Genomic DNA, 18816 nt, shown 5'->3' with positions numbered 1-18816 from the left:
CGTCGATCAGCGGTGGGGTAACTCGCCGACGTGCTCTCACGGAATTCCCATGTCAGGGAAGTGCGCCGAACTGCACGGACGAATTGTGTGGCCGTCCCCCGTCGCCGGCGACCGGCGTCCCCGGGGTCCGGACCGACCGCACCGCCGCCCGGACGCACCGGTGCTCCCGGTCGCCGCCCGAACCGTTGTGGGCGCGGCGCAGCCGGCAGCGTCGACCGTCCGCAGTGGAGCTCTTCTGCTGCTCGCGTAAACACCCCTGTTTGGGAGCGGCGTTCCGCTCGGGAAGCGGATAGGGTCGACAGAGGATCATCTCCGCTGCGTCGCCCGGTCGACGGGTGAATTTGCCGGGGGAGCAATTTCCGAGGGAGAGAGGGCGAACATGATCCGGAAGCCGAATCTGTCCGTGGACGCACGGTACGTCCTGCCGTCGTTCGCTGAGCGGACGTCGTACGGCATGAAGGAGACCAACCCGTACAGCAAGATGTTCGAGGACCGGATCATCTTCCTCGGCACACCGGTCGACGACGCCGCGGCCAACGACGTGATGGCGCAGCTCATCACGTTGGAGGCGACGGATCCCGAGCGGGACATCACCATGTACATCAACTCGCCCGGCGGCTCGTTCACCGCCATGACGGCGATCAACGACACCATGCGCTACGTCCGCCCGGACGTGCAGACCGTCTGTCTGGGGCAGGCGGCGTCCTCCGCTGCGATCCTGCTGGCGGCGGGCACCCCGGGCAAGCGGATGGCGCTTCCGCACTCGCGGATCCTGATCCACCAGCCCGCCATCGAGGGCGTCCAGGGTCAGGGCACCGACCTGGAGATCCAGGCCCGGGAGATCATGCGAATGCGCACCCAGATGGAGGAGATGCTGGCCCAGTACTCCGGCCGCCCCCAGGAGGAGGTCTCCCGCGACATCGAGCGGAACAAGATCCTCACGGCCGACGACGCGGTGGCCTACGGGCTGGTCGACACCATCCTGCGCAGCCGGAAGAAGAGCGCGGCGGCAATGGCGGCCAGCTGAGCTGACCCGTCCGGGGTCGACGGCGCCACCGGCCCGTCGGCCCCGCTTCTGGCCAGTCCCGCGCTGTCGCGCCGACCCTCTCCGGTCAGTCCCGCGCTGTCGCGCCGGCCCCGCCCCGGTCAGTCCCGCGCTGTCGCGCCGGCCCTGTCCGGGGTGGGCGGCGGTTCGCCCAGCGCGGGTAGCAGGTCCCCCGCGAGGTGCGGCTGGTAGCCCCCGCTCGCGGTCCACCCGCCGTCGAAGCGCACGGTGGTGGCGGTCAGGTAGCGCAGCTCGTCCGCGGCCAGTGCCCGGATCAGCTCCGCCACCTCGGCCGGCTCAGCCAGCCGGCGCTGCGGGGTGCCCCGCACGATGGTCTCCTCGTCGAGGAGGTTCCGGTGGATGCCGTCCATCACCAGCGGCGTCCGGACGTAGCCCGGGCTGACCGCGATGACCCGGATGTTCTGCGCGGCCCACTCCACCCCGAGCACCTCGGTCAGCATGGCGACACCGGCCTTCGAGGAGCAGTACGCGGCCCCCTCCACCATCGCCAGGTGCGCCGCCACGGAGGCGATGTTGACGACCAGCCCGCCGGCCCGCCGCAACGCCGGGAACATCGCCCGGCAGCAGTAGTACGTCCCGGTCAGGTTGACCCCGATGACCCGCTCCCACGCCGCCGGCGCCAGTTCGCTGGCGAACCCGCGCCCGCCGATGCCGGCGCTGTTGACCAGCAGGTCGGCCCGCTCGACCTCGGCCGCTGCCGCGGCCACCTGGTCGTAGTCGCGTACGTCGACCTGCCGCCCGGTCACGCCGTCCGCGTCGCACGGGCGACGGTCCCAGCCGATCACGCGCCATCCGTCGTCCACCAGCCGCCGCGCCACGGCTGCGCCGATCCCGCTGGCTGCGCCGGTGACCACGGCCAGCCGCTGCCCACTACCGTGCAACCTGCCCTCCCTGGGTGTGCGACGTTCAGTTCGGGGGCAGCCGCAGCCGGGCGATGCGCCGTTCGCCGTCCAGGGCGCGCATCGCCCGGGCCAGCGTGGCGACGTGCAGTTCGTCCTCGCCGCGTTCGAGCATGGTCTCCGCCGTCACGCCGATCGCCTTGGCCTCCGCCATCAGCGCCTGCGCGGCCAGCACGCATCCCCGCACGTCGAAGTGGCCGCTGTCCCGGGCCGGATTGAGACGGGCGACCAGGTCGACGATGCGCAGGTAGCGGTCCACCAGCTCCTGCTCGGCGCGGGTCAGCGCGGGAAGCTCTCGTTCCGTCATGGCCTCACCCTGTCACCCCGGTGCCGGCGCTGCCAGCCGCCGAGCACCTCGCGGCTGGCGTCGGCGACCTCGTCGAGGACGGCCTGGAACGCCGCGAGCACCGGGTCGTCGACGGCACCCGGTGCCGGTGGGCCGGCGGGGTGGGCGGCGTCGTCGGCGCCGGGCAGCACGGCGAAGTCCGGTCGCAGGCCCTGCACCCACAGCGCCGCGGCGAGCCGGGCCAGCGCCGCCAGCCCGTCGGGGCGCCCCTCCGAGGCGCTCACGACGACGTGCCGCTGGCCGTGCAACGTGTCGCGGACGAAGGCGGCGAGGCTGCCGTGGCCGACCTGCACGAAGACCCGGGTGCCCTCGTCGTGGAGACGCTGCACCAGTTCCCGGAAGCGGACCGGCGAGACCAGGTGCCGGACCAGGAGCCGACCCAGCGCGGACTCGTCGTCCGGGTAGCGGTCCACCGTGGTCGCCGACCAGACCGGCACCGTCGCGGCCCGCAGCGGGACGGCCCGGAGGATGGCGGCCACCGGGTCGAGGTAGGGCGCCAGCATCGGGCTGTGGAAGCCGGACCGGAACGGCAGCACCGTCCGGGGCACCGAGGGATCGGCGATCCGGGCGAACGCGCTGTGGATCGCCGCGTCGGTGCCGCAGAGCACCGTCTGCCGGGGACTGTTGTCGTGGGAGATGACCACGTCGGCCACCCCGTCGATGAGCCGTCTCGCCTCGACCACCGGACAGCCCACCACCGCGAACGCCACGTCGGGCAGCTGGTAGGCGTCCGGCCCCATCCGCCGGGCGAAGTCGTCGAACGCCTCCGCCGCCCACCTGCCGGCGGAGAACAGGGCACTCCACTCGCCGGCGCTGTGCCCGGCGACGAGATCGGGCCGGATGCCCATCCGCCGCAGCGCGCCGTCCAGCAGGCGCCCGGTGTGCAGCAGGTCCCACGTCCGCCCGCCCACCGTCCCGGTGCGGTCCGGCTGGTAGCCGGGCAGGCCGAACGCCCCGGCCACGTCGTCCAGCGGTGGCCGGTCGTGTGCGGACAGGCCCGGGAAGAGGAACGCCACCCGGCCGGGGCGGCCCGGCCGCAGCACCGGATCGGTGGTGTACCAGAGGTCGGCCGGGCCAGCCCACGACCGTTCCCGCAGCACGAGTTCCTGGGCGAGGGCGAGCCGGTCCGGGGTCGGGGTCAACAGGGCCAGCCGGCACGGCAGGCCGGGGTCGTCCGGCTGCCCCGGGTGGCGCCCGCCCCGGGCCACCGCCCGGAGCCGGTCCGCGAGTTCGGCCGGGGACGACGCCGCCAGACGCAGGACGGCCGGCCCCGACTGGCGGGGGTGCGGCGACCGGGCCGGCTCAGTCATCGAACCCGGCGGGCCGGAACGGGGCCGGGTCGCCGGCCACGTACAGCACCTGGTGCGCGTCCCGCGGGCCCTCGGCGATCTCGCGCATCAGCGCCTCGACGCCCGCCTCCGGGTCGATCACCGCGATGCCGCGGCGCGCGTACTCCCGTTCCAGCTCGGCCGAGACCATGCCGCCGCCGGCGGCGGCCCACGGACCCCACGCCACGGCGAGGGTGCGGCCGGTGAAGCGATCGGCGGCGGCCAGCGCCAGGGTGTCCAGCGCGTCGTTCGCCGCCGCGTAGTCGGCCTGCCCCCGGTTGCCGAACGCCCCGGAGACGCTGGAGAAGAACAGCAGCAGGCGCAGGTCCGGCTTCAGCGCGTCCAGCAGGACCCGGGCGCTGCGCACCTTGGCGTCGTAGACGGCGGTGAAGGCGGCCTGGTCCTTGTCCCGGATGAGCCGGTCGTCGAGCGTCCCGGCGCCGTGCACGACGACGTCGATCCGGCCGTGCCGGCGGTAGACCTCGTCGACGGTGGCGGCCAGGCGGGCGTCGTCGCGGATGTCGAAGCGGTGGTACCGCACGGACGCGGCGTGCGCCTCGAGCCGGTCGAGGACGGCGCGCAGCTCGCGCCCGGCGAGCAGGGCCCGCAACCGGCGCTCCACCTCGGCCGGTGTGCCGGTGCCGGCCGCCAGCAGGGCACGGCGCAGCTCGACCGGGTCCGTCAGGCCGGCCGTGGCGGGGTCCTCGGCGGACTTCGGCGGGGCGGTACGCCCGACGATCTCCAGGTGGCAGCCGTACCGCTCGGCGAGCGCCACCGCCGTCCGGGCGGTGATGCCCCGCCCGCCGCCGGTGACCAGCACCACCGAGTCGGAGTCCAGGTCCAGCGCCTCGGACCCGGCGGGGAGGTCCTGCCGGACGTAGCGGCGGACCACCCGGGATCCGTCGGGCAGGCCGACCACCCCCCGGGGTGTCCCGCCGGCCACCTCGCCGAGGATCCGCTCGGCGACCGCCTCCGCGCCGCCCTGGGGGTCCACGTCCAGCAGGCGGACCCGGGTCTGCGGATACTCGTGGGCCACGGTGCGGACCAGCCCGGCGAAGCCGATCCCGGCCAGCGCGGCGTGCTGCCCGGCCGGGGCGGTCTCCGAGTCGAGGGGCGCGAAGTGACCGCCCATCGTGGTGACCACGGTGATGTCCGGCACCCCCGCGGTGAGCAGCGCGCGGAGCCGGTCGTAGGCCGCCGGCAGGGCCGGCTCGCCGGCGGCGTCCGTCACCGGCAGCAGGATCGCCAGGTCGAGCTCGCCCGGCGGGGTCGCGGCGTCGGCCGCGGCGACCCCGGAGCGGGCCAGCCGGCGGCGCAGCGCGTCCGCCAGGTCGGGCGCGCCGCCGGCGACCGCCGCGACGCGTCCGGAGAGGTCGGCGGCGGCGCGGGACGGCGCGGGCAGCGGCCGCAGGGCGGGGACGTACCGGTCCGGCGCCCGGCCCGGGGCGGGCCCGGTGGACGTCCCGGCGTCCGGCGTGGACCGCCCGGCCGTCCGGGTGTCGGCCGGCCCCGGGACGTCGCCCGGTGTCGCGGCCGGGCCGGTCGCCGCCGGGTCGAGCGGGGGAAGCAGCGCCACCAGGTCGGCGATCGTACGGGCGCCGACGAGGGTCGACACGCGCGTCTCCGGTCGCGGCACCGCCAACCGGCGCAGCAGCGTCTCGGCCAGCTCCGTCCGCTTGATCGAGTCGATGCCGAGGTCGGCTTCCAGGTCGATGGTGGGCGCGAGCATCTGCGCGGGATATCCCGTCCGCTCGCTCAACAGGTCGACGGCGAGTCCGAGGACGGTGGTCGGGCCGGCGTCGGCCACCTCGGCGCGGGCGGGCTCGGCGAACGCCGCCGCGGCGACCGGCGTCGGGTCCGGTGCGGACCGCCGCGGCCGGGGCTCCCGGTCCAGGTAGCCGAGCACGATCTCGCGCTGGGCGTCGACCAGCTCCCGGCTGTTGCGCAGGAACTCCAGCACCGCCGTCTCGCGCGGATCCCCGCTGCCGGCGCCGTCCGCCGCCGCCAGCCGGGGCGCCTCGTCGGCGGGGCGCAGGCCGTTCGGCACCGGCTTGCCGTCCGGGCCCCGCACGAGGTGCCCGTCGACCGTCCACCCGGTGGCGGCGGGGGCGGCGGCCGAGGTGGCCCGCGGGCCGGTGAAGAGGCGGGCCGGGTCCACCGGCACCCCCGCGACGGCCAGCTCCGCCAGGGCGTGCAGCAGGCGGGGCAGCCCCGGTTCGTTCGGCACGTCGCAGCTGACCGCCCGGTGCGGCCGGTCGCCGAGGATCCGGCCGATCATCCGGCTGAGCACCCGTCCGGGCCCCACCTCGACGAAGACCCGGGCCCCGGCGGCGTACATGTCCTCGACCTGGGTCAGGAACCGCACCGGGGCGGCGAGCTGCCCGGCGAGGAGCCGGCGGATCTCGTCCGGTGCGTCCGGGTAGCGCCGGCCGGAGGCGTTCGCCCAGACCGGCCGCTGTGGCGGCTGCACCGGGCAGTCGGCGAGGACGGCGGCGAACTCCTCGGTGGCGTCGGCCATCGCCGGGCTGTGGAAGGCGCAGGAGACGCCGAGCGTGGTGGCGGACCGGCCCTGGGCGCGCAGCCCGGTCACCGCGGTCGCCACCGCCGCCTCGGGGCCGGCGATCACCACCTGCTCCGGGGCGTTGTGGTTGGCGATCACCACGGCGTCGTCGAGGCCGGCCCCGGCGAGGGCGGCGGCGACCTCGTCGGCGCTCGCGGCGACGGCCGCCATGGCGCCGCCCCGCCCGCCGGCGGCGTGCATCGCGGCGGCCCGGGCGGCGGTCAGCCGCAGCAGGTCCGGGCGGGACAGGGCGCCGGCGGCGTGCAGGGCGACGAGTTCGCCGTAGCTGTGCCCGCCGAGCAGGTGGGGCCGGACCCCGAGGGAGCCGAGCAGCTCCAGCAGGGCCAGCTCGGCGACCCCAAGGGCGGGTTGGGCGTGGCGCGTGTCGGCGAGCGTGGCCGCCCGGGCCGCCGCCGTCGCCTCGTCGAACGAGGTGGGCGGGAACATCACCGCGGCCAGTGCCGGGTCGTCGTACAGGTCGGTCCGCATGGCGGGGAAGGCCGCGAAGAGGTCGGCCAGCATGCCCGGGCGTTGGCTGCCCTGCCCGGGGAAGACCAGCGCCACGACGGGCGGCTCCGCCGGGCCGGGGTCGGCCAGGTAGACCCCGGCCCCGGGGTCGGCGGTGCCCGTGGCGGCCAGCCGCAACCGCTCCCGCAGCTCGTCGAGGCTGCCGGCCACGACGGCGGCCCGGACCGGCCGGCCGTCGTCGCGGGTGCGGCCGAACCACTCCAGCGCGAGGGCGTGCAGCGCCCCGTCCCCGGGCGGCGCGTCGGCGGCCAGGGCGGACAGGGCACGCGCCGCCTCCCCGGTCGACTGCTCGTCGGCCGCGCGGAGCAGGAAGAGCTCGACCGGCCAGCGTTCCCACGCCTGGTCGGGGTCGGCGGTGCTGGGATGGGCCCGGACCACGGCGTGGAAGTTGGTGCCGCCGAAGCCGAAGGCGCTGACGCCGGCGGCGCGGCGGGCCGGGGGAGCGAGCCAGGGCCGCGCCGCGCCGTCGAAGGCGAACGGGCTGGCCGTGGCGTCCCAGTAGGAGTTCGGCCGGGTCAGGTGCCCGGTCGGCGGGCGGACCCCGGTCTGCACCGCCCGGACGGCCTTGATCAGGCCCGCCATGCCGGCGGCGCACTTGGTGTGCCCGATCAGCGACTTGACCGAGCCCAGCGAGCAGGTGGCCGGCCCGGCGCCGCCGGCGGCGAACACCTCGGACAGGGCGGACAGCTCGGTGCGGTCACCGACGACGGTGCCCGTGCCGTGCGCCTCGACCAGGCCGATCTCACCGGGCGCGACGCCCGCCGCCCGCAGGGCCCGCTCGACCGCGTGCCGCTGGCCCTGCGCCCGGGGGGCGGTGAGGCCCATGCCGCGGCCGTCGCTGGCGCCGCCCACGCCGGCGATCACCGCGTGGATCCGGTCGCCGTCGCGTTCCGCGTCGGCCAGCCGCTTGAGCACGAGACAGGCGACGCCCTCGCTGATCACGATGCCGTCCGCGGACTCGTCGAAGGTGCGGCACCGCCCGGTGGGCGACAGCGCCTGCACCGAACCGAAGAGCAGGTAGTCGTGCACCGCGTTGTGCACGTCCACCGCGCCGCACAGCACCATGTCGCTCGTGCCGACGGCCAGCTCCTTGCAGGCCAGGTCGACCGCCGCCAGCGAGGACGCGCAGGCCGCGTCGACGGTGTAGTTGACCCCGCCCAGGTCGAGCCGGTTGGCGATGCGCCCCGCGATGACGTTGCCCAGGATGCCGGGGAAGGAGTCCTCGGTCAGGCGGGGCAGGTGGGCGTCGAGCGCGGCGGGCGGCTCGGCGAAGTACGTCGGCAGCAGCGCCCGCATCCCGTACGCCGTCGCGAGGTCGGCGCCGGGCTCGGCCCCGAAGATCACCGAGGTCTGAGCCCGGGGGAAGGGGCGGTCGGCGTACCCGGCGTCGGCCAGTGCCCGCTCGGCGACGACCAGGGCGAGCAGTTGCGCGGGATCGATGCTCCCGAGTGCGGCGGGCGGTACGCCGTGGGCCACCGGGTCGAACGGCACGGGCGCCAGGAAGCCGCCCCAACGGGACGGGCTCTTCTCCCCCGGGCGGGGATCGTCCGCCGAGTAGTAGCGGTCCGCGTCCCACCGCCCGGGGTCGACCTCCACCACGGCGTCGGTGCCGGCGACGACGTTGGCCCAGAAGGAGGCCGCGTCGGAGGCACCGGGAAACGCGCAGGCCATGCCCACGATCGCGATGTCCATGGAATGCCCGGATCCTTTCCTCATCCCGTCCCCGTCCCGCGCCCGGTCCCGCTCGTGACGGGCGGACGCGCGGTCGTACTCGAAAAGGGCACGTCGGCGGCGACGTCCGTGAATGCGCATAGCGCTGCGACGGACGTTTATGGGTTGCGGCCAGTGGCACTGCGGCGGTCTGCCGCGGTGGCTTCGCACGGGCGGCGCTGACGGTCTGGTGCCAGTTATAAAGACGCGAACCCCGAGTCGGGGTTCGGAGGGTCGGCACAAGCAAGATCGGTTGGTGCCTGCCTGCCTCCGAATGATCTCGTTCGATTTGCAAGCGTTTCCTCGATCCTTGCATACCGACTGGTATGTGTCCACCCGTGATCGAATGCTCACCCGAACCGCCAGTTTTTGGCAGGCGATGCCCGCTTTGCGGGCATTTGGGGGCCGCCCGGACGTGGAAGTTCCACGGTCTGCGGGCCGCCGGGCGGCCATCCGACGCTGAGTCCGTGATCAGCGTCACTCGATCCCGTAGAACTGCAGCTAGCCGCGATAATGCGCGACGGCCAAGGGATCGTTAATTGCCGGATCTGCCCGCGCTAATGCGTACGTCGGCGACCCCGACCTATTGGTAGGGATTGACTCCGTCCGGGCTCCATGATGTGCTTCCCGGGTCCCGACGGGGTTGGCGGAAATGCGCCGGAGTGCTCCCGGGTGGTCGACCGGGAGGTCGGGACGCCGGTGTCGTACCCACCGTGGCGGCGACACCGCCGGGGCAGGGAGAACGTGGGGGAACGGGGACATCCAAGTGCTGATCCGTCCTGTCGATCGGGTGTGTGGGCACCGCGACCGCGGGTGGCGGACGACCGCCTGCCGCGGTGCGTCGAGCGCCCGCTCGCCGGGGCGGCGCCGGCGCGGCTGAGCTGGCCGCCGCGGGCGGATCGTCAGGTCCGGGTAAGGGGCCGCCCCGCGCCGGGTGCGGCGTTCGAACCATGTCACGGGGGGAACCAGTGGATCTTGGATTGGACGGTCGGCGGGCGCTCGTCACCGGGTCGTCGTCCGGCATCGGAGCGCGGATCGCCGAGATGCTCGCCGACGAGGGAGTGACGGTGGTCGTGCACGGGCGCTCCGTGCCCGCCGCGGAGTCCGTGGCCCAGGGCATCCGGGCCCGGGGCGGCGTCGCGGAACCGATCGTGGCGGACCTGCTCGACGCCGACGGCCCGCACCGACTGGCGGTCGCGGCCGAGCGCTACCTCGGCGGCGTCGACATCCTGGTCAACTGCGCCGCCACCGGTCTGGACCGGCCGTGGGACGACACCACGGACGAGGACTGGCGGCGCCTGCACGAGCTCAACGTGGTGGCGCCGGCCCGCCTCGCCCAGGCGCTGGTCCCCGGCATGCGTCGCCGGGGCTGGGGCCGGCTGATCCAGATCGCCAGCGGCGCCGCCACCCAGCCGCAGGTCGGCTCGGTGGCGTACTCGACGACCAAGGCGGGACTGGTCAACCTCACGACGGGGCTGGCCCGGGCGTTGGACCGCACCGGCATCACCGTCAACACCGTCAGTCCCGGCATCGTCGTCACCCCCCGGGTCGAGGAGTACGTCCGCGGTCTCGCCGCCGACCAGGGCTGGGGCACCGACTGGTCCGACATCGAGCAGCGCGTCCTGGCCAAGTCGATCGACAACCCCACCGGCCGGCTCGGCACACCCGACGACGTGGCGGCGCTGGTCGTCTTCCTCGCCAGCCCCCTCGCGGGCTTCGTCAACGGGGCCAACCACCGCGTCGACGGCGGCGCGGTCGCCGTCGTCAACTGAGTCTCCGCGGAAGGATCAATGGTGACTGTCCACTACTCGGCGGACCGACGACCACGGTGGTTCCTCTTCCCGGACACCCCGGAGGCGCCGGTGGCGTTGTACTGCCTGCCGCACTCCGGGGCCGGGGCGACCGCCTACCGGGCCTGGATCCAGGCCGCGGCGCCGGGCGTCGCGGTACGCCCCCTGCAGCCGCCCGGCCGGGAGAGCCGCATCGACGAGCCGCCCGCCTTCGACGTCGCCGAGGTCGCCGACGTGCTGGCCGACGAGACCCGGCCGTACGCGCTGTACGGCCACAGCTTCGGCGCCCTCGTCGGGCACGCCGTCGTGGCGGAACTCCAGCGCCGCGGCGCCCCGCTGCCCCGGCGGCTCGTCGTCGGCGGGTCCCGCCCCCCGGACGACCTCCCGGAACTCGCCCGCCGGCTGCTCGGCCTGGAGGACGAGGAGTTCCTGCGCGAGGTCGTCGGGATGGGCGGCACCCCGGCCGAGATCCTGGACCACCCGGCGCTGGCCGCCCTGCTCGTTCCGGTGCTGCGGGCCGACTTCGGCTGGATCGACCGCTACGCCGGCGCCACGCACGGCCCGGTCGACGTGCCGATCCTCGGCTTCGCGGGCACCGAGGACCCGATCGCCACGGCCGAGGCGATGGCCGGGTGGCAGCGGATGACGTCCCGCGGGTACCGCGGCCACAGCGTGCGCGGCGACCACTTCTTCCACATCACCGACCCCGCCGGGGTGGTGCGGGCCATCGCCGCCGACCTGGCGGCCGATTCCCGGTAGCGCCCCGGTGCGCCAACTCGACGGGCCCGGCAGCGGGCGACGAGGTCCCCGGTCTCTTTGTCCGGAACGGAGCGGCACATGACAGACTGCCTGATCGTCGGTTTCAACGACGTCGACTTCGCCAGCTACGTCAGCGACGTGCGCCTCATGGGGGCCGACTCCGGCGCCTTCCGCGACCTGCGCCTGGCGTACATCGACCTCGACGGGCGACCGCTGCGCGCGCTGGACGCGCTGAGTCACCTGCGCGAGAGCCCGCCGGGCGCGCCGAAGCCGTACTTCCACAACGCGGACTTCCTCTGGCCGGTGGTCACCGTGCTGGGCAGCTTCCTGGCCCGCCGGGGGTTGAGCGTCGACTTCGTCAACCTGTTCCAGCACGAGCGGGAGCAGTTGCGGGAGAAGCTGGCCGGCGACGTCCGCCTCGTGGCGATCACCACGACCCTGTACGTCTCGCCGCAGCCGATCATCGAGATCGTCGAGTTCGTCCGCCGGCACAACCCGAAGGTGTCCATCGTGGTCGGTGGGCCGTTCATCACCAACCAGGTGGCCGCGCTCAAGCGCCCCGACCTGGACGCGATGATGGACTACCTCGGCGCGGACTACTACGTCACCGGCCGCGAGGGCGAGCTGACCCTGGCCCGGCTGGCGCTCGCGCTGCGGTCCGGCACCGACCCGGGAGACGTGCCGAACCTGGCCTACCGCGTGGACGGCGACTTCGTCCACACCCGCACCGAGATCGAGTCGAACCCGCTGACCGAGCTGGTCGACTACCAGGTCTTCGGCCCCGACGCGTTCAACGAGTTCGTCACCACCCGGACGGCGAAGTCCTGCCCGTTCTCCTGCGCCTTCTGCGGCTTCCCCCAGCGGGCCGGCAAGTACACCTACCTCGACGTGACGCACGTCGAGCGGGAGCTGGACAACATCCGCAAGCTGCCGTCGGTCAACACCGTGACGTTCATCGACGACACCTTCAACGTCCCCAAGAACCGGTTCCGGGACATCCTCCGGATGATGATCGACAAGGACTACGGGTTCAAGTGGAACTGCTTCTACCGCAGTGACCACGGCGACCGCAGGACCATCGAGCTGATGAAGGAAGCCGGCTGCGAGGGCGTCTTCCTGGGCATCGAGTCGGGCAGCGACGTGCTGCTCAAGCAGATGAACAAGACCGCCCGCCGGGCGGACTACATCGACGCGCTCGGGGCCTTCAACGAACACGGCATCTCGACGTACGCCTCGCTGATCGTCGGCTTCCCCGGCGAGACGGAGGAGACCGTCGCCGAGACCGTGGACCTGCTCGACCAGGGCCGGCCGGACTACTTCCGGGCCCAGCTGTGGTACTGCGACCCGGTCACCCCGATCTACCAGCGCCGGGACGAGCTGGGCATCAAGGGCGAGGCGTTCAACTGGAGCCACCAGACGATGGACTGGTCCACCGCCGCCCAGATCATCGACGACCTCTTCGTCGACGTGACCAGTTCCGTCTGGCTGCCGCAGTTCGGGTTCGAGCAGTGGAGCACCTTCTACCTCCAGCGCAAGGGGATGTCCGGCGAGCAGGTCAAGGACTTCGTCCGCGCCTTCAACGGCGTCCTGGCCGACCAGCTGCGCCACTCCGGCGGCAGCGCCGCCCAGCCGGAGCTGCTCGACCGGTTGCGCCGGGCGAGCCAGTTCGAGGCGGTGAACCCGCCGGGCCCGGCGCCGTCGCCGGTGAGCTGACCGTCCCGCCCGTCACAGCAGAAAGCGGTACCGTGCGCCGAACACCTTCCGACGCGGTCCGGGCCCGGCTGGCCAGCCGGCTGGCGGCCGGGGCCGAGTTCCTCGCCAACGACACGACGGTCGACCCGCTGCCCGACGACGCGGCGACCACCGACGGCCCGCGGCGGTTCGCGGCCGACGGACACGCGTCGGACCCGGACGCCCCGGCCCCGGTCTCCTTCGCGCAGCGCCGCCTGTGGTTCCTGCACCAGTTCCAACCGGACAGCCCGGCCTACCACGTGCCGGCGGTGCTGCGGATGACCGGACCGCTGTCCGTGGACATCCTCCGGCACGCCCTGGACCGGCTGGTGGCGCACCATCCCGCCCTGCGCACGGTGTTCGACGACGTCGACGGCGAACCGGTGCAGCGGACGGTCGACGTGCCCGCCGTCCGGCTCGACGTGACCGACCTGACCGACCTGCCACCGGCGCAGCGGGAGGACCGGGTGCGCGAGGCGGTCGCCGCCGAGCGGCAGCCCCCGTTCGACCTGCGGCGCGGGCCGCTCCTGCGGACCCGGCTGTTCCGGCTCGGCGAGGAGGACCACCGGCTCTTCCTCGACCTGCACCACATCGTCGTCGACGGCTGGTCGCTCAGCGTGCTGGTCAACGACCTGGTCCGCTACTACGCGGCGGGGACGGGGCACGGCACGGAGCCCGCTCCGCCGCCCGTCGACCCGGCCGGGCACGCCCGTTGGCAGCACCACCGCGTCGGCGCCGGTGAGCTCGACGACCAGCTGGCGTGGTGGGAGCGGCGGCTCGCCGGCGCCTCGGCGACGGAGCTGGCGCCCGACCGGGTGCGTCCCGCCGTGCTGGGCTGGCGGGGCGGCCGGCGGACCGTGCGCCTCGACGCCGAGCTGACCGACCTGGTCCGGGCCGCCGCCCGCCGGCACGCCGCCTCGTCGTACATGGTGCTCCTGGCCGGATTCGTCGCCCTGCTGCACCGGCAGACCGGGCAGTCGGACGTGGTCCTCGGCACGCCGGTCGCCGGCCGGGACCGGGTGGAGCTGGAGCCGCTGGTCAGCCTGCTGGTGAACACCGTCGTGCTGCGCACCGACGTGTCCGGCGACCCCACCTTCGCCGAGCTGGTGACCCGGGTGCGCGACGTCGTGCTGGACGCCCAGACGCACCACGAAGCCCCGTTCGAGCTGCTCGTGGAGCGGCTGCGCCCCGTCCGGGACCCGGCCCGCCACCCGCTGTTCCAGATCGTCTTCGCGATGAAGAACCTCCCCCCGTTCGAGCGCCTGCACGTCGGTCCGCTGACGGTGGAGCTGCTCGACATGGTCGGCGAGGTCTCCAAGTTCGACCTCTCCGTGATGGCGTTCGAGGGCGACACGCACATCGACTGCGAGTTCGAGTTCAGCACCGAGCTGTTCGACGACGACCGCATCGCGCAACTGATGGCGCAGTACCGGGCGATCCTCGGCTCGCTCTGCGCGCGCCCGGACCGGCGGCTGTCGGCGGCGGCGCTGCTGGACCCGGCGGAGGAGGACCGGATCGTGCGCCGCTGGAGCGGGCAGGTCCGCGACTACCCGACCGGGCCGGTGCACCACCTGGTCGCGCGGTGGGCCCGGACGGCGCCGGACGCCCCCGCCGTGCGGGCCGACGGCAGGACGCTGACGTACGGGGAGCTGGACCGCCGCGCCGACGTCCTCGCCGCCCGGCTGCGGGCCGTCGGCGCGGGGCCCGGCCGGCCGGTGGCCGTCTGCCTGGACCGGGGAGCGGAGCTGGTGACCGCCTTCCTCGCCGTGCTCAAGGCGGGCGCGGCGTACGTGCCGCTCGACCCCGGCTACCCGCCGGACCGGCTCGCCTTCACGCTGGCCGACAGCCTGGCCTGCGCGGTGCTGACCAGCGAGGACCTGACCGGCAGGTTCGCGGCGGCGCGGACCGCGGTGCTCGACGTCGCCGCCACCACCGCTGTCTCCGCCGACGCCGGTGCTGGTGGCGAGGCCGCCGCCGGGGCCGGCGGGGTGGCAGCGCCCGCGGAGCCGGACCCACGGGAGATCGCGTACGTCATCTACACCTCCGGCTCCAGCGGGCGCCCCAAGGGCGTCGAGGTCACCCACGGCGGCCTGGCCAACCTGGTGCACTGGCACCTCGACGCCTACCGGGTCGGGCCGCAGGACCGGGCCACCCTCGTCGCCAGCCCCGGCTTCGACGCCTGCACCTGGGAACTGTGGGCGGCGCTGGCCGGTGGCGCGGCGCTGCACGTGCCGCCCGAGCCGGTCCGGGTCGCACCGGACCGGCTGGCGCGCTGGCTGGTCGACGAGGCGATCACCGTGACCTTCCTGCCCACCACGGTCGCCGAGGCGGTGCTCGCGGAGGAGGCCGTGACCGGCTCGGCGCTGCGGCTGCTGCTCACCGGGGGCGACGCGCTCACCCGTACGCCCCCGCCCGCGCTGCGCGCCCGGCTGGTCAACCACTACGGCCCGACGGAGAACACCGTGGTGGCCACGGCCAACCCGGTGCCCCCGCAGGACGGGCCGGTGGTGCACGCGCCCCCGATCGGCCGCGCCATCGCCAACGTCACCACCTACGTCCTGGACGGGGCCGGGCGACCGGTGCCGATCGGCGTGCCCGGGGAACTGTGCCTCGGCGGGCTCCAGGTGGTCCGGGGCTACCTGCGGGACCCCCGCCGCACCGCGGAACGCTTCGTCCCGGACCCCTTCGGGGCCACGCCCGGCGCCCGGCTGTACCGCACCGGCGACCTCGTCCGCTGGCTGCCCGACGGCCGGCTGGACTTCCTCGGGCGGCTCGACAGCCAGCTCAAGGTGCGCGGCTTCCGGGTCGAGCCGAGCGAGATCGAGGCGGTGCTGGTGACTCACCCCGCCGTCCGGGAGGCCGCCGTCGTGGTCCGCGGCGACAACCCGGACCGCCGGGACCTCGCCGCCCTGCTCGTCCTCGAGGACGGGCCGGCGCCGACGTACGAGGAGGTGCGGGCCGTGGCCCGGCGGCACCTGCCGGGCTACATGGTGCCGGCGGTCCTCGCCGCGGTGGACGCCCTGCCCGTCACCACCAACGGCAAGCTCGACCGGGACCGGCTGTCCTGGCGGGACGGCCGGCCGCTGCGCCAGGAGGCCACGGCGGAGCCGCCGGTCGGCGCCACCGAGCGCGCGGTCGCCGAGGTGTGGGCCCTCGTGCTCGACGTCCCGCCGTTGGGCCGCACCGACAACTTCTTCGACCTCGGGGGCCACTCGTTCCTCGCCCTGCGTGCCCGCCAGCAGCTCGCCGAGCGGCTCGGCGTCGAGCTGAACGTGGTCGACCTGTTCCAGTTCCCGACCGTGGCCGCGCTGGCGGCCCACCTGGACCGGATCCGCGCCACGCCGGAACCGGCCGACGGGGAGCCGGACCCGGGGTCACCGGCCAGCCGCGCGCAGCTCCGCCGGGCGGCGGTGCGCGGTGGCGCCCTGGCACGTCGTCGACAGGCGCACGAACAGCGCCGCCTCGCGGAAGGGACGGACCGATGACCGAGCTGCCTGCGCACCTCGACGACCAGTTCGACAACGCCCTGGCGGTGGTCGGGATGGCGGGTCGTTTCCCGGGAGCGTCGAGTGTCGCGGAGTTTTGGCGGAACCTGTGCGCCGGGGTGGAGTCGGTGACGTTCTTCTCGCCGGAGGAGTTGGCGGCGGCGGGGGTGCCGGAGTCGGTGTATTCGCATCCGTCCTATGTGCCGGCGAAGGCGCGGCTGGACGGCGTGGAGTTGTTCGACGCGGAGTTCTTCGGCTTCAGCGCGCACGAGGCGGAGATGACGGATCCGCAGCACCGGTTGTTCCTGGAGTGTGCGTGGGAGGCGTTGGAGGACGCGGCGTACGACCCGGCGCGTTTCCCGGGCCGCATCGGCGTCTACGCGGGCAGCTCCGTCAATTCCTATCTGCTCCGGGCGGTCGCGGCGGACCCGGCGCTGATCTCCGACATGAGCGCGCTCATGGCCAACGAGAAGGACTTCCTGGCCACCCGTGTGGCGTACAAGTTCGACCTCCGCGGCCCCGCGATGACGATCCAGTCGGCGTGCTCGACCTCGCTCGTCGCGATCCACCAGGCGTGCCAGTCGCTGCTGGCGGGGGAGTGCGACATGGCGCTGGCCGGCGGCGTCGGCGTCCGGGCCGAGGAGGCGGAGGGGTACCGCCACCAGGACGGCATGGCCCTCTCCCCGGACGGGCACTGCCGGGCCTTCGACCGGGCCGCTGCCGGCACCGTCAACGGCAGCGGACTGGCCGTCGTGGTGTTGCGGCGGTTGGCGGATGCGGTGGCGGCGGGGGATGTGGTGCATGCGGTGGTGCGGGGTTCGGCGGTGAACAACGACGGTGGTGGTAAGGCGGGGTTTACGGCGCCGTCTGCGGTGGGTCAGGCGCAGGTGGTGGCGGATGCGTTGGCGGTGGCGGGGGTGTCGGCGTCGTCGGTGGGTTTTGTGGAGGCGCATGGGACGGGGACGCCGTTGGGGGATCCGATTGAGGTTGCGGGTTTGACGCGGGCTTTTCGGGTGGATGCGGATGGGGTGGGGTTTTGTGCGTTGGGTTCGGTGAAGACGAATGTGGGGCATTTGGATGCGGCGGCGGGTGTGGCGGGTTTTGTGAAGGCGGTGTTGGCGGTTCGGGAGGGTGTGGTGCCGCCGACGGTGCATTTTCGTGAGGCGAATCCGAAGTTGGCGTTGGAGTCGTCTCCGTTTTTTGTGAATGGTGAGTTGGTGTCGTGGCCGGTGTCGGGGGTGCGGCGGGCCGGGGTGTCGGCGTTGGGTGTGGGTGGCACGAATGCGCATGTGGTGTTGGAGCAGCCGCCTGCGGTGAACGTCCCGGCGGGTGGGGTGCGGGGTTGGCAGGTGGTGGTGGTGTCGGGGCGGACGCCGTCGGCGTTGGTGGAGGTGGGTCGTCGGGTCGGCGGGGTGCTGGCTGACGGCGGCGTGGGGTTGGCGGATGTGGCGTACACGTTGCAGGTGGGTCGTCGGCATTTCGAGCGTCGGCGGGCGGTGGTCTGCCGCGACGCCACCCAGGCCGCGGCGGCCCTCACCGGAGCGGACCCCGAGCGGCTGCTGACCGGCCGGGCCGGCGACCTCCCACCCGCCCTGGTGTTCCTCTTCCCTGGCGGCGGCAGCCAGTACGTCGGCATGGGCCGCCAGTTGCACGCCACCGAGCCGGTCTTCGCCGAGCACCTGGACCGCTGCGCCGACCTGGCCCTCGCCCGGCTCGGCTACGACCTGCGCGAGGCGGTGCTCGCCCCCGACGGCGACCGCCGCGCGGCGGAGATCCTCGACACCACGGCGGGCCGGCTGACCGCGCTGTTCGCGGTGGAGTACGCGCTGGCCATGCTCTGGCAGTCGTGGGGCGTGCGCCCGGACGCGATGCTCGGGCACAGCAGCGGCGAGTACGTGGCCGCCTGCCTGGCCGGCGTCTTCGACCTCGCCGACGCCATCGACACCGTGGCCCTGCGCGGCCAGCTCATCGACCGGCTGCCCGACGGCGCCATGCTCGCCGTCAACCTCGCCGAGCACGACGCCGCCCGGTACGCCGGCGACGACCTCGACGTCGCGGCCGTCAACGGACCCGAGCAGACCGTGCTCTCCGGGCCGGCCGCCGCCGTCGAGGCGGCCCGGGCGGCGCTGGACGCCGACGGGGTCCGCGCCAAACTGGTCCGGGTACGCCAGGCCGCGCACACCCGGATGCTCGACCCGCTGCTGGGCGAGTTCGCGGCGCACATGGCCACGGTCACGTTGCGGCCCCCGCAGGCGCGGGTCGGGTCCAACGTCACCGGCACCTGGCTCACCGCCGCCGAGGCCACCGACCCCGGCTACTGGGTGCGCCACCTGCGGGCCACCGTCCGCTTCGGCGACAACCTGCGCGCCGCCGCCGCCCTGCCGGACGCCGCGTTCCTCGAGGTCGGGCCGGGGCACGCGCTCGGCACGATGGCCCTGGCGATGAGCCGGGCGGCCGGCGCCGAGACCACCACGTCCATCGTGGCCTCCCTGCCCGCCGCCCCCGAGCAGGACGAGAACGAGACGCTGCTGAGCGCGCTGGCCCGGCTCTGGCTGGCCGGGGCGGCGATCGACTGGACCGCCTTCTCCGCGGGCGAGCAGCGGCACCGGGTGCC

At 74.4% G+C, this 18816-nt stretch carries 10 protein-coding genes (1 of these 10 cut by a window edge); 6 read left to right on the top strand and 4 right to left on the bottom strand.

Going from position 1 to position 18816, the window contains the following annotated elements; genetic code table 11:
* Window positions 1–379 precede the first annotated feature (379 nt).
* Window positions 380–1027: an ATP-dependent Clp protease proteolytic subunit gene (locus tag AB0G14_RS14200; protein WP_357459090.1), complete on the top strand. Its 648-nt coding sequence runs from the start codon at window positions 380–382 to the stop codon at window positions 1025–1027.
* A gap of 119 nt (window positions 1028–1146) precedes the next feature.
* Here AB0G14_RS14200 and AB0G14_RS14195 read toward each other — a convergent pair whose 3' ends face one another.
* From AB0G14_RS14195 to AB0G14_RS14180, 4 genes are read right to left on the bottom strand one after another with little or no spacing between them, the layout of a single operon-like run.
* Window positions 1147–1947, bottom strand: a complete 801-nt coding sequence (locus AB0G14_RS14195; RefSeq protein WP_357697244.1) for an SDR family oxidoreductase — start codon at window positions 1945–1947, stop codon at window positions 1147–1149.
* A gap of 25 nt (window positions 1948–1972) precedes the next feature.
* On the bottom strand, window positions 1973–2272 hold the full coding sequence (locus AB0G14_RS14190) for a hypothetical protein (RefSeq protein ID WP_350702778.1): 300 nt from the start codon (window positions 2270–2272) through the stop codon (window positions 1973–1975).
* Window positions 2269–3621 (bottom strand): acyltransferase domain-containing protein, encoded by a 1353-nt coding sequence (locus AB0G14_RS14185; RefSeq protein WP_357697242.1) that lies wholly within the window; start codon window positions 3619–3621, stop codon window positions 2269–2271. Before AB0G14_RS14185 ends, AB0G14_RS14190 begins: the two co-directional genes overlap by 4 nt.
* Entirely contained in the window at window positions 3614–8419 is a 4806-nt protein-coding gene (locus tag AB0G14_RS14180; protein WP_357697240.1) for an SDR family NAD(P)-dependent oxidoreductase, read from the bottom strand. The genes AB0G14_RS14185 and AB0G14_RS14180 overlap by 8 nt, the downstream gene beginning before the upstream one ends.
* A 986-nt stretch (window positions 8420–9405) precedes the next feature.
* Between AB0G14_RS14180 and AB0G14_RS14175 the strand changes: the two genes are divergently transcribed.
* The 5 genes from AB0G14_RS14175 to AB0G14_RS14155 form a co-directional block, all read left to right on the top strand.
* The gene (locus AB0G14_RS14175) at window positions 9406–10209 is read left to right on the top strand and encodes an SDR family oxidoreductase (protein WP_357697238.1); all 804 of its coding nucleotides are present in this window, start codon (window positions 9406–9408) and stop codon (window positions 10207–10209) included.
* A 21-nt stretch (window positions 10210–10230) separates the two neighbouring features.
* On the top strand, window positions 10231–10986 hold the full coding sequence (locus AB0G14_RS14170; RefSeq protein ID WP_357697237.1) for an alpha/beta fold hydrolase: 756 nt from the start codon (window positions 10231–10233) through the stop codon (window positions 10984–10986).
* A gap of 78 nt (window positions 10987–11064) precedes the next feature.
* Window positions 11065–12699, top strand: a complete 1635-nt coding sequence (locus tag AB0G14_RS14165) for a PhpK family radical SAM P-methyltransferase (protein ID WP_357697235.1) — start codon at window positions 11065–11067, stop codon at window positions 12697–12699.
* Between the two features lie 32 nt (window positions 12700–12731).
* Window positions 12732–16202, top strand: a complete 3471-nt coding sequence (locus AB0G14_RS14160; RefSeq protein ID WP_357697233.1) for an amino acid adenylation domain-containing protein — start codon at window positions 12732–12734, stop codon at window positions 16200–16202.
* On the top strand, window positions 16199–18816 hold the 5' portion of the coding sequence (locus tag AB0G14_RS14155; RefSeq protein WP_357697231.1) for a beta-ketoacyl synthase N-terminal-like domain-containing protein. The gene runs 436 nt beyond the window's last position; only the first 2618 of its 3054 coding nucleotides appear in the window; the start codon lies at window positions 16199–16201; its stop codon lies off the right edge, out of view. Before AB0G14_RS14160 ends, AB0G14_RS14155 begins: the two co-directional genes overlap by 4 nt.

Origin of the sequence: Micromonospora sp. NPDC023814 (genome assembly GCF_040639595.1) — a bacterium.
Lineage (GTDB): Bacteria > Actinomycetota > Actinomycetes > Mycobacteriales > Micromonosporaceae > Micromonospora.
Note: the sequence above shows the minus strand (reverse complement) of the source record. Positions and strands in the feature narration are given on the sequence as shown.